The sequence below is a fragment of the Myxococcus sp. CA051A genome (assembly GCF_013336705.1).
GTDB classification, from domain to species: Bacteria; Myxococcota; Myxococcia; order Myxococcales; family Myxococcaceae; genus Myxococcus; species Myxococcus llanfairpwllgwyngyllgogerychwyrndrobwllllantysiliogogogochensis.
This window is the reverse complement of sequence record NZ_JABUMS010000012.1, coordinates 102,824-115,167: the sequence shown is the minus strand read 5'-3', so window position 1 is coordinate 115,167 and position 12,344 is coordinate 102,824. Positions and strand designations below refer to the sequence as shown.

The window sequence follows — 12,344 nt, the reverse complement described above, 5'->3', positions numbered from 1 at the left end:
TGAAACTGGAATATCGTGCGCCGCCGCCCGTTCCCGGGCGTCTTCCTCTTTGACAGGAGCACGGATGTTCCGTCAGTCCCTCCTCTGGACGTCGTGCCTGGCGCTGCTGGTGGCTCCCGCCGCCGGCGCCCAGGCGCAAGGCAAGGCGGCCTCCAAGCCCGCCGCCTCGTCCTTCCAGAAGCTCGGCGCCAGCGTCGAGACCCGCACCTTCAAGAACGGCCTCAAGGTCATCGTCTGGCCCGACCACGACATCCCCAACGTCGCCCTCTACAACTGGTTCCGCGTTGGCAGCCGCAACGAATACCCAGGCATCACCGGCCTGTCCCACTTCTTCGAACACATGATGTTCAACGGCGCCAAGAAGTTCGGCCCCGGTGAGTTCGACCGCGTCATGGAGGCCAACGGCGGCTCCAACAACGCCTTCACGTCCGAGGACGTCACCGTCTACCAGGACTGGTTCCCTCGCACCGCGCTCGACATCATCTTCCAGCTCGAAGCCGACCGCCTCCAGCACCTCGCCTTCGACCCCAAGGTCATCGAGTCCGAGCGCGGCGTCGTCTACTCGGAGCGCCGCTCCGGCGTGGACAACAACAACGAGGGCGCCCTCGCCGAGCAGGTCCAGGCCACCGCCTTCGTCGCCCACCCCTACCAGTTCCCCGTCATCGGCTGGCCCTCCGACATCGAGTCGTGGCGAATCGAAGACCTCCAGCGCTACTTCAAGACCTACTACGCCCCCAACAACGGCACGCTCATCTTCACCGGCGCTGTCACGCCCGCTGAAATCTTCGCGCTCGTGGAGAAGTACCTCGAGCCCATCCCCGCCCAGCCCGCGCCCGAGCCCGTCCGCACCCAGGAGCCCGAGCAGCAGGGAGAGCGCCGCGTCGTCGTGAAGAAGATCTCCCAGTCCCCGCTGCTCCAGCTTGCCTACCACGGCATGTCCGGCAAGGACGCCGACGTGGAGGCCCTCACCCTCCTGCTCAACATCCTCGGCGACGGCGACTCCTCCCGCCTCCACCGCCGCCTCGTCGAGGAAGAGCGCGTCGCCATCCGCACCAACACCATGTACACCCCCGGCTTCGACCCGGGCCTCGTCTGGTTCACCGCCGACCTGCCCACGGGCGGCGACCTGGCGCGCGTCGAAGCCCTCATCACCGAGGAGCTCGCCCGCGTCGTGAAGGACGGCGTCAGCGACGCCGAGCTGCGCAAGGCTCGCAACATCACCCTCGCCAACTTCTGGCGCTCGCTGGAGACCATCAACGGGCGCGCGTACGCGCTCGGCTCCTCCGAGGTCTTCCGCGGCGACTTCCGCAAGGTCTTCGACGCCCCCGCCCGCTACGAGCGCGTCTCCCGCGACGACATCCGCAAGGTCGCCGCTCGCGTCTTCGTCCCCCAGCGTCGCACCGTCGGCTGGCTCGTCCCCACCGACGCCGCCGACTCCGCCACCCCCGCCACCCGCAAGGAGGCCGCGCGATGATTGCCCCCCTCTCCTGGAAGACCGTCCTCGCCGCCGTCCTGCTCTCCTCGGGCCCGGCCGCCGCCCAGGGCACCACTCCTCCGAAGCCCGCCACCGCGACCACCGCGGCCCCCCAGGGCGTGACTCTCCCCAAGCCCACCACCGTCACGCTGAAGAACGGCGCGCGCGTGCTGCTGGTGGAGCGCAAGGACCTGCCGCTCGTCGCCTTCAGCGCGTGGCTGCGCGGCGGCGCGCTCGCGGACCCCGCTGGCAAGGAGGGCCTGTCCGCCCTCACCGCGGAGCTGCTCCAGAAGGGCGCGGGCACCCGTGACGCGCGCCAGTTCGCCGAGGCCGTGGACGGCGTCGGCGGTGTGCTGGAGACGCGCGCGGAGCTGGAGAACCTGGTCGTCAGCGGCCAGTTCATGTCCCGCGACAGCGCGCTGATGGTGGAGCTGCTCGCGGACCTGCTCACCCGCCCGCGCTTCGCCCAGGACGAACTGGAGAAGACGCGCGCGCGCATGGCCTCCGAAATCACCGCCGCCAAGGATGGTGACCCGCGCGGCCTCATCAACACCTACTTCGAGGCCTTCCAGTTCACCGGCCACCCCTACGGCACCCCCGTGGACGGCACCGAGGCGTCCCTGCCGGGCCTCTCCCGCGACGACGTGCTCGCCTACGCCAAGAGCCAGCTCGGCGGCGACAGGCTCATCCTCTCCGTCGTCGGTGACTTCGACAGCAAGGCGCTCGCCGCGAAGCTGGAGGCCGCGCTCGGCGGCTGGGCCCGCGCCGCCAGCCCCGCCCCGGAGGTCGCCACCACCACCGTCTCCAAGGGCCGCCGCGTCCTGCTGGTGGACAAGCCCGACGCCACCCAGACGTACTTCTCCATCGGCAACACCGGCATCGCCCGGAACGACCCGGACCGCGTCACCGCGAACCTGGCGGGCACGGTGCTCGGCGGACGCTTCACCTCGCTGCTCAACACCGAGCTGCGCGTGAAGTCCGGCCTGACCTATGGCGCCCGCGCCGGCTTCTCCCCGAGCGCCCACCCCGGCCCGTTCGTCATCAGCTCCTTCACCCAGACGGACAAGACAGACAAGGCCATCGACATGGCCCTGGATGTCTTCACCCGCTACCGCAAGTCCGGCATGGATGACGCCATGCTGGCGTCCGCCAAGTCCTACGTGCTGGGCCAGTTCCCGCCCCGGCTCGAGACGGGCGGCCAGGTGGCCGACAAGCTTTCGGAGCTGGCCTTCTACGGCCTGGATGCCAGCGACGTGGATGGCTTCGCCACCGCCGTGGCCGCCACCACCCGCGAGGGCGTGGGCACCGTCATCCAGCGCGCGCTGCCCGCCCCGGAGAACCTCACCTTCGTCCTCATCGGCAAGGCCTCCGCCATCCGGGAGATGGCTCGCAAGTACGGCCCCGTCACGGAGATGAAGATTTCAGACAAGCGCTTCTCCCCGCCGCCCGCGCCCGCCAAGCGCTGAGGCCGGCTCCCACGTCATCCGGGCCCGACACACTTGAGCACCCGTCGGGCCCGGGTGTCACACATGGCGCGCAATGCCTTGCGCCGTGAGCACGAATGCCCCTGTTGGGCCTCCCTGATGCCATCGGCTAGGGTTGACTGGCCTTACTTGAATTGGGGGCTTCACGTGAAGATGCTGCGTTTTTCTTTCCTGCTGGGCGCGACGTGTGTCGCGGCGCTGGCGGGGTGTGGAAGTGATTCGTCCGTGCCAGGGGGACTCGGAGAGGGCTTGTCCTCCGTGGACACGGATTCCAATGCCTCGGGTGACGGGACGTGGATGGGGGAGCCCGTCGCCGAGGGTTGTGGGCCGGATGCGGGAGTGCCCGGGGATGGTGGCTCGCCCGACGCCGGCGTGGATGGAGGGCCTTCGAATCAGCGCGCGGTGCTGGTGAAGGACACCACCCGCTTCTACACGTCGGTGGGCGTCGCCGAGCGCGAGGAGGACCTGTCAGCGAATCCTCCCGAGGTGCTCGTGTTCAACGGGTCCACCTTCACGCTGTTCCTGGGCTCGGCGGCGAACGGAGGGTGGCTCTTCACGGGGGTTCCGCCGGGGCCGTTCTACCTGCGCACGGGGGGGACCTACCTGGTGACGTCCTCGCGCTACGTGGACATCGGCCGCAACCGCCTGGGCCGGCCGGATGCCGAGTACGCGGATGTCTCCATCTCGCCCCTCCAGGCCAACCTGCTGGGCCTGGCGCCGTGGAAGCCCTACACGGGCAGCTTCCAGCATGGCTCCAGCCTGCAGCTCACCTCCGGGCAGGTGGACCTGTATGCGTCTCCCTTCTTCTACGAGGGGGTTGCCGACGGAGCCACCTCCATCGTCACCTCCCAGGCCGAGCTGGGCTCGAACCTGGGCCACTTCTCCGTCTTCGAAGCGGACCGAGGGGACCGGCTGTACATCAATCAGCTCAGTGAGTTCAGCGCGGGCTCGCTCCCGGATGGACGTCCGCTGGGGTACTCCGCCGTGGAGCGCGCGGTGCAGGCGGGTGCTTTCGACCACAGGCCCGACGGCATCACCCCGATTCCCGTCACGGGTCTGCTCCAGCCGGTGCGGATGCGGGAGTTCCCCCTCGAGTGGCGCCTGCCGGAGTTCGCCCGGCTCACTTCGGAGGTCCATCCCAACGCGCTGCCCGGACTGCCCCGGTTCGATATCGTGCCTGGCCCGCACGGGCTGGCGGACGGGTGGATTGGTTATACCGGTGAGCTGCTCACGGTGGACCTGCCCCGGGGGGCCGCGTATGACTTCACGGCCCGCCTGAAGTTCGGCAATCCCTATCCGTCGAACTGGGGCCTGGTTGGCGTGGTGTCCTACTCGTTCCGGAATCAGGAGGCGCTGCCGGATGGCTCGGGCAGGCTGGGCAGCATCTCCGGGAGCTACACGGCCTGGGATGAGTTTGACCACCTCATCGCGGGGCCCGTGGTGCCGCGGGTGTCGCCGCCCCGGTCCTTCACCATCGACGGCGTGCCCGCGAGCGCTCCGCGCAAGGTGGGCACCGCCAGCCCCGTGCTTGCCTGGGTTCCGCCGGCGATCGGCACGCCCGCGGCCTACCGGGTGTCCATCTCGCGGCTCGACCTGGAGTCCGGCTTCTCATCGACGTGGAGGGCGTTCTACCTGCCCGGCTCGGCCACCCAGCTCCGGCTGCCTCCGGAAGTCCTGGAGCCCGGCACTACGTACCACGCCACGGTGGCCGCCATCGACAGCCCCCAGCTCGACATCGAGTCGTACCCCTTCAGGACCCTGGAGCGGCTGCCCTACCGCTCCGCCAGCACCGTGAGCTCCTACTTCACCACGCCGTGAAGCGTGCGTGACGGTTGATGGAATGGCACCCGGGCCCCGGCGTTCTTCATGACGCCGGGGCCTTCGTGTGTCTGGTGTTGCCGGTGGCGAGCGCCCCGCGCGCGCGAAACGCACGGCGCCTCGAGATGTCTCAGGGACGTCTCAAGTACTTGCGCGGTGAAGGCGGGTCAGGCGTCCCTGGGGAGTCTCCATGGTATCGGGCGGGGAGCACGATTCCTCCTGAGACAGGTGTTTCTTCATGATGATGCCGCGGAGTTCTTCCCTGCTGGGCGCGACGTGTGTCGTGTGGCTGGCGGGGTGTGGAAGTGGTGCGTCCTCCTCCGAGCGGGAGCCCCAGGCGACAGGCCAGACGCTGCTCGCCGATGACACGGTGCTGGTGACGAGCACCACGCGCTTCTACACCTCGGTGGGCATCGCCGAACGCGTCGAGGACCTGTCGGCGAGTCCTCCTGAAATCTACACCCATGACGGGGTCCGCTTCTCGCGAAACACCGGCTCCGCGGTGCCGGGAGGGTGGCGATTCACGGGCGTGCCGCGAGGGGAGTACTACCTGCGCGCGGACCGCATCAACATGACCGACATCCTCACGTCCGCGCGTCACGTGGATATCGGCATCAACCGTCTGGGGCGTCCGGATGCCGTCTATACGGACGTCGACTGGTTTCCCCTCCAGCTCGACCTGCGAAACCTGTCGCCCTGGGTGCCGTGGACGGGCGACTACCAGCAGGGCTCCAGCTTTCAGGTGGTCTCCTCGGAGGTGGACATGTTGGGGGAACTGGCCCTCTTCGAGGCTGTCCCCGAGGGGGCGACCTCCCTCGTCACCAATGAAGCGGGGCTGCTCTCCTATCTCTGGACCAACATCCCCGTGTTCCAGGCGGACCGGGGGGACCGGCTGTACGTCAATCAGTTCAGTGAGTTCATCGCGGGCAGGACGTCCGATGGGACGTTGGTGGGCTACTCCTCCTTGACGCGCTCCGTGCGACTGGCGCCCTTCGACCTGGTGCCGAGCTGGGAGGAACCCTTGCCCCTGCCCATCTCCACGGAGCTCCAGCCCGTGGATGAAAGGGAGGTCTCTTTCGATTGGCGCCTGTCCGAGTTCGCTCGCATGGCTCCGGAGGTCCACCCGCGCGCCGTCCCCAGGGGGTCCTCGTTCGCGGTCCGGCCCGCTCCCCATGGACCGGCGGATGGGTGGGTTGGCTACGCGGGGGAGTTGCTCTGGATGAACATGCCCCAAGGGACGGCGTCTGACTTCCCGACTCGCCTGCGGTTTGGCAACCCGTACCCTTCGAACTGGGGCGTGGTCGGCAGTGTGTCCACCCTTTATTTCTCTCCGACACAACTGCCGAGCAACCCGGCGCGTTTCATCAATCTGGCGAGTTCCTATACCGCGACCGAGGCGATCGAGGACCTCACCGCCGGCCCGGTGATTCCGAAGGTGTCGCCGCCTCGCTCCTTTCGCATCGACCGGAAGCCGGCCAGCGACCCTCAGCGGGTGAGCTCGCTCAACCCCATGATTTCCTGGGTCCCTCCCGCCGTCGGCAAGCCCACGGCCTATGAGGTCAAGGTCAGGCAGTACCTCCCCGAGTTCGGGGCCATGCTGGACCTGGGGTCCATCTATGTCCCCGGCTCGGTCAGGGACGTGCGACTGCCCCCCGGAAAGTTGGAGCCGGGCGCCGAATGCTACGTGACGGTGACCGCCGTCTACGCGCCCCTGTGGGACGTGGAGCATGCTCCGTTCAGCACGCGGGACACGGTGCCCTACCACTCCGCCGGCGCCTTCAGTTCCTTCTTCACCGTGCCCTGAGGCGGCGCTGATGGCCCCGGCGTTCGTCGTGACGCCGGGAATGTCACTTGGGGCGGGTGACGTTCCGGGGCGGGGCGGGCGGCTTCGTCAGCGCGCTGTAGCGGCCCTGGCACTTCTGGAAGCGCGCATCCACCGAGCGCGCGAACCACGCCGTGGTGCGCTCTCCCTTCAGCTTGGGGCTCTGGAGCGTCACCTGGGGGAGCTGGGCGTACGCGGGGGATTCCCCTGTCTGGTTCGCGTACACGCGCTTCACCGCGCGGAAGGTCTCCGTGGACTCGAAGTCCTCTTCCTTCTCCTTCTTCACGTCGCGGCGGACCTGCCGCTCGCTCAGCTCCGGGGCGTGGTCTCGACGGAAGGCGAGCAGCGCCGCCAGGGACTTGCTGTCCTCCGAGCGGGGGTCGCCGTTCTTGTCATAGAGTTGCAGGTCTCCGTCCAGCACCAGCGACACCCGGGTGAGCTGGCCCACCTGGGCCTGGAGCGCGGCGTTGCGCGAGGCGTAGACGCCAGCGTTGTAGTCGGCGAAGCGGAAGAGGGGCTGGGGATACGCGGCCTCGTAGCCGAGCAGCCGCGCCGTGCCGAAGCGCACTCCACCCGTGCGCGTGTACAGCGACTCGCGCACCTTCACCGGGTCGGCGTCCTCGCCTTCCTTCTCCACCGCGTACCGGACGCTCACCTGCATGGAGCCCGCGGTGGTGACGGGGTTGAGGTCCTCCAGGCGCCGCGAGGAGAACAGGGCGCTGGCCAGGTTCATCGTCGCGAACGTCGTGGGGTACTCGGCTTCGTAGTACGCGAGCATGTCCCGGAAGAGTCGGTCGAGGTCTCGTTCCGTGCGCACGGTGCGCAGGCGCTCGTCGAAGGTGCGCTTCTGGCCGGCAGCCTTGCCCGCGAGCACCGAGGCCAATGCCTTGTGGCCCAGCGGGCCCAGCGTGTCCGCGTGCTCCTCCAGTCGTGTGCGGACCATGCGCGGGAGGTTCGGGACCGCGGGGTCCGACTGGAAGCCGGATTCCTGTTCGATGACGGCGAGCACGGAGCAAACGGCCGAGGGCGACGGCGGCACGTCCTCCGCTTCCAGCGCGGCGAGGACGTCTCGTGCCCAACCTTCGCGCTCCTTCACGTGGGGCGGGAGGAGCTGGGTGACCTGCTGGACCGAGAGACGCGGCGGTGGTGGCACGGTGGGCTCGGGCGTGCCCACGCCTCGCGGTGTACACGCGGCGAGTGCGCAGACCAGGGCCCAGGCGACGCGTGCACGTCCGCGCCGCCGCGTTCCGGTTCCACCTGGGCCTGGGTCATCCATCCGCTTTGCCTCCGGGCACGACACGAGGTTCCACCGAGGTTCGACGGTGGAACAGCCGGCGCGGCGACATCGTCCCGCCGCCGTGTTCCTCGACGGCGGGGCAGCGGGGCCATTCAGTCCGTGACTCGGGGCGTCATCCTACCTTGCCCCGAGGTGGCGGAGGGAGTGGGTTTCAGGCGGACTTCGGCTCAGCGGCGGATGCGCACGTCGCGCGCCACGGAGCGCCCACCCATGAGGACGAAGCGCGCTCGCACGGGGGTGCCTGCCTGGAGCTGGCGCAGGGAGACGCGCCGTCCCTGGCGCACGCCCTGGCTGCGCTCATCGAGCGTCAGCACGTAGTCGCTGCCGTCGCTGTCGCGCACGGTGATGGTGTCGCGGCTCACGCGGGTGACTCGGCCGCTCACCGCGCTGGAGGCGATGACGACGTCCTCGAGCGCGCGGTTCGAGGTGTTCTCGGGGAGCGCGGCCTGCGCTGCGCGCGCGGCGCCCTTGAACCAGTCTTCATCGTCGCTCGCCTGGACCGCTTCCGTGCCGATCATCACCCTGCCGGCTCCGGGGGCCTGGGCTGTCGCGCCGGTGGTGGTGCCGGTGCCCGTTGTGTTGCCGACCGCGGTGTTGCCGGTGCCCGTTGCACTGCTGGCCGACGTGTTGCCAGTGCTCCTCGCGGCGTTGCCGGTGCCCGGTGCATTGCCGGTCGACGTGCTGCCCGTGTTTCTCGCGGCGTTGCCGGTGCCCGTCGCATTGCTGGCCGACGTGTTGCCCGTGCTCCTCGTGGCGTTGCTGGTGTTCCGCGCCGCCGCGTTGCCCGTGTTCCCGGTCGCCGCGTTGCCAGTTCCCGGTACGGTGCCGGTGTTCCTCGCCGCGTTGCCTGGAGCTTCAGCGGAGTCCTGCGTGGCGCCAGTCTGGCCCGCGACTCCTCCCGCCATGCTCGGAGGTGGCACCGCCTGCTCCGACTGTCCACTCGCGGACCGCGCGCTCGTCGCGGGGTCCTGTCCTTGCCGCTCGGCACACCCAGACACCCACGCGCAGAGCCCCAACATTCCCACCCACGCCCATCGCCTGCCCATCCAGTCACCTCGCGTTCCCATTCCGCGTTACGTGCCAGGAGACCTGTGCAAGAGGCGTGCTCCTATCGACCAGGGCGTGGGCCTGAGCGCTCGTGAGGGCTCACCGCGAAGTGCCTCGGGCAGCCGAGGGACCTTCAACGCTCGGTCGCCTGCTCGCGAGGTGGGGCGGCTGGGGCGCGACGTCCGCGTCGTTCACGCCGTCATCGTGCGAGCCACGGCCTTCACGTGCGTGCGCACCAGTTCCCGCGCCGCCATCAACTCCGTGGCGTTGGCGGGCGTGTATCCCAGGCACAGCACCACGTCGTCCTCGGGTGACGCCCGCACGCCCAGCTTCATGTAATCGAGCATTCGCGGCACCGGCTCGCCCTCCGTGTCGCGCGTGAAGCGGCCGAAGACCGCCGCGTTCGGGTCTCTTCGGGGCGCGGTCTCCTTCAGCGCGAACAGCCGCCGTGTCGCCGCGAGCACGTCCGGCTTCTCCACCATCCGCTCCGGGCGCGCCGGTCCCGCGAGCTCCCACTCCAGCAGCCGCAGGCAGCCGCGCACGAACTCCACGTCGGTGATGACCAGGCCGTACAGGTACCAGTCCGCGCACGCGGCAAGCACCAGTCGCGCCTGCGCGTCCGTGAGCCAGCCGAAGGAGGGGCAGGTGAAGGTCTCGCACACCGATGAGCGGTAGACGCCGCAGTCGCGCAGGTCCGGGCCCCCCGTCACCTTCGGATGCCCCAGGCACCCCACCTGCTTGCGCTCCTTGTCCAGGAAGCCCAGCAGCGGACACACCCGGACGGCGGCGAACATCGGCGCGGCGCGCCGTGCCTCCACCAGCTCCCGCGCCGCCGCATGCCACGACTCCGGCTCCATCGGCGCTCGACGCAGCCGCTCCGTCTGCATGGCGAGCTGCTCCGTCAGCGCGACGCGCGAGTGGTCCTTGAAGTTGTAGAGGCCACAGCAGGCGCCGCACGAGGCGCCTCCACCGGGCTGACACAGGTGGAAGGAAACCGTCACGAGTCACATCTTACGAACACCAACGATTTATGCAGCGGAATCGTAGCGAGCAGGCGGGCAACCGGCCCCAGGAGGGCAGGCGAGCGGGCGCCTCGGCCTGCCTTGGAGGCTCGCTCCACTCCTTCGAGGGTCGCCCCCCGGGAGAAAGACTCCCGGGACTCGGCGTGGCTTCACCCCTTCACCCGGCGGTGGGCGGTGGGCTCAGAACCACTCGGGGCGCATCCGGGCGTAGGAGTCCTCGCCGGTGCGGCACAGGTGAATCAGCAGGGGAATCCGGGGCAGTTCCACGGCGAACCAGTACTGCGCCGTCGCGAGCTTGCCCTCGTAGAAGTCCGCGTCGCCCTGGCCCCGCGCGAGTCCCTCCTTCGCGGCGGCGGCCTGCTCCAGCCAGCGCCACGCCACCGCCAGCACGCTGAACAGGTCCAGGAAGTCCGCGCTGTGGCGCAGCATCAGCTCCACCTCTCCCGCCGCCCCTCGAGCACCCAACTCCGCGACCAGCTCCGCCACCTCGCCCGTGGTGCGCTCCAGCGCTTCACCCCACGTGGCCTCCACGCCGGCCTTCCGGGCCCGCGCCACGGTGCGGCCCACCGCGTCCGCGAACGTCGCCAGCGCCGCGCCACCACCCGCCACCACCTTGCGACCCAGCAGGTCGAGCCCCTGGATGCCCGTGGTGCCCTCATGGATGCTGTTGAGCTTCTGGTCCCTCAGCCACGCCTCCGGCAGGTACTCACTGGAGTAGCCGTAGCCGCCGTGCACCTGCACCGCGAGCGCGTTGGCCTCGAAGCCGCGCTCCGCGGGGAAGCTCTTCGCCACGGGCGTCAGCAAATCCACCAGCAGCCCCGCGCCACGCCGCGTGTCCTCGTCCTGGGCATGCGTCGCGAGGTCCGCCTGATACGCCGCCGTCACCAGCAGCGACAGGCCGCCTTCGACTATCGCCTTCTGACGCAACAACATGCGCCGCACGTCCGCGTGCTCGATGATGGGGTGCTGCGGGCGCGTGGCGTCCTTGGCTCCCACGGGGCGGCCCTGGGGCCGCTCGCGCGCATAGGCCACGGCCTCGTGGTACGCGACGGACGCGGTGGCCACGCCGTTGAGGCCGACCATGATGCGCGCCTCGTTCATCATCTGGAACATGCACGCCAGCCCGCGCCCGGGCTGCCCCACCATCCACCCCCGGCAGTCGCCCGACTCGCCGTAGTTGAGCACGAGGCTGGGGATGCCCTTCCAGCCAATCTTGTGGATGACGCCAGCCACGCGGACGTCGTTGTCCACCAGCGCGTCACCCTCTCGCCGCCGCGCCGGCACCGCGAACAGGGAGATGCCTCGCGTGCCGCTCTCCACACCCTCCGTGCGCGCCAGCGTGAGGTGCACGATGTTCTCGCTGAAGTCCTGGTCCCCACCGCTGATGAAAATCTTGGAGCCCTGGATGCGCCACGTCCCATCCGCCGCCAGGGTCGCGCGCGTCCTCACGTCCGCCAGGCTGCTGCCCGCCTGCGGCTCGGTGAGGGCCATGGTGCCCGTCCACTCGCCCCGGTACAGCGGCTCCATGAAGGCCGCCTTCACCTCCGCGGTGCCGAAGGCCTCCAAGAGGTGCGCGGCGCCGTGCGTCAGTCCCAGATAGGCATACGCGCTCAGGTTGGCCGCCATCAGATAGGCGCTGGCCAGCGCGTGGACGGTGAGCGGGAGCTGCTGTCCGCCGACTTCCGGAGGCCTTGTGGCGGTGAGCATCCCCAGCTCCACCAGGCGCGGATACAGCTCGCGCATCAGCGGATGGACGCGGACTCGGCCGTTCTCGAACGTGGGCGGCTCCGCGTCCAGCGTCCGATACGTGGGGTAGAGCACCTCGCGCGCGAAGCGACGCGCGCTGTCCAGGAGCAGGCCGAAGGTCTCTCGTGAGTGCTCCGCGAAGGCGGGCAGTTCGCACAGGGCGGCGACACGCACCACCTCGTCGAGCTGGAAGTCCACGTCGCGGTCCGACAACAACGGATTGGGGCGGGGCGCGGTCATGCCCCGGTTGTTAGCAGGAGCGTTACCAGGAGGCGATGGCCACTTCGAAGTCGAGCGCCTCCTCGTCGCGCGCTTCGCCCGCCCCGCCGCCGCGCGTTCGCAGTGCGGAACGTCGCCAGCGCTTTCCCGGTCCGCGCGGTGACTGGTGTCGCTCACCCAGGGCTTCCAGAACGGCGAAGGTCATCGGCTCCACACCCAGTCCCCTGCTGCCCGAGGGCCGACGCATCCGCCCCAGGATTCGGCGCCTCCGAGGTCCTTCATCCCAGCCCGACGCTGATGTGCTCCACATGACAGGCTCCTGCTCCTCGGAGGCATGCGTTTCCACTTGCACGTCTGGCGGCTGAAGTTGGGTCTGCACCTGGGTCCATGCCAGTGTGGGGAGCGCTCGCCCCTT

Annotated in this window: 9 protein-coding genes; 4 read left to right on the top strand and 5 right to left on the bottom strand. The window is 69.5% G+C overall.

All coding sequences use genetic code 11. The features are described 5' to 3' along the window. The first annotated feature begins 64 nt into the window (after positions 1-64). The 4 genes from HUA74_RS30605 (at position 65) to HUA74_RS30590 (ending at position 6,580) form a co-directional block, all read left to right on the top strand. Positions 65-1,474 (top strand): pitrilysin family protein, encoded by a 1,410-nt coding sequence (locus HUA74_RS30605; protein WP_174457377.1) that lies wholly within the window; start codon positions 65-67, stop codon positions 1,472-1,474. Further along, on the top strand, positions 1,471-2,940 hold the full coding sequence (locus HUA74_RS30600; RefSeq protein WP_174457376.1) for a pitrilysin family protein: 1,470 nt from the start codon (positions 1,471-1,473) through the stop codon (positions 2,938-2,940). Before HUA74_RS30605 ends, HUA74_RS30600 begins: the two co-directional genes overlap by 4 nt. Before the next feature lie 171 nt (positions 2,941-3,111). Continuing rightward, entirely contained in the window at positions 3,112-4,776 is a 1,665-nt protein-coding gene (locus HUA74_RS30595; protein ID WP_254625314.1) for a fibronectin type III domain-containing protein, read from the top strand. A gap of 238 nt (positions 4,777-5,014) precedes the next feature. Next, entirely contained in the window at positions 5,015-6,580 is a 1,566-nt protein-coding gene (locus HUA74_RS30590) for a hypothetical protein (RefSeq protein ID WP_174457374.1), read from the top strand. Between the two features lie 43 nt (positions 6,581-6,623). On the opposite strand, the gene HUA74_RS30585 is transcribed toward HUA74_RS30590, so the two are convergent. From HUA74_RS30585 to HUA74_RS30565, 5 genes are all read right to left on the bottom strand, one after another. Beyond that, positions 6,624-7,772, bottom strand: a complete 1,149-nt coding sequence (locus HUA74_RS30585; RefSeq protein ID WP_371745551.1) for a DUF1615 family protein — start codon at positions 7,770-7,772, stop codon at positions 6,624-6,626. A 290-nt stretch (positions 7,773-8,062) separates the two neighbouring features. After that, positions 8,063-8,941 carry a hypothetical protein gene (locus HUA74_RS30580; protein WP_174457372.1) on the bottom strand — a complete coding sequence of 293 codons (879 nt, stop codon included), beginning with the start codon at positions 8,939-8,941 and terminating at the stop codon, positions 8,063-8,065. 192 nt (positions 8,942-9,133) lie between these two features. Further along, positions 9,134-9,943 (bottom strand): hypothetical protein, encoded by an 810-nt coding sequence (locus HUA74_RS30575; protein ID WP_174457371.1) that lies wholly within the window; start codon positions 9,941-9,943, stop codon positions 9,134-9,136. 201 nt (positions 9,944-10,144) lie between these two features. Then, positions 10,145-11,950, bottom strand: a complete 1,806-nt coding sequence (locus HUA74_RS30570; protein ID WP_174457370.1) for an acyl-CoA dehydrogenase — start codon at positions 11,948-11,950, stop codon at positions 10,145-10,147. A 22-nt stretch (positions 11,951-11,972) separates the two neighbouring features. Then, positions 11,973-12,134 carry a hypothetical protein gene (locus HUA74_RS30565; protein WP_174457369.1) on the bottom strand — a complete coding sequence of 54 codons (162 nt, stop codon included), beginning with the start codon at positions 12,132-12,134 and terminating at the stop codon, positions 11,973-11,975. Positions 12,135-12,344 lie beyond the last annotated feature (210 nt).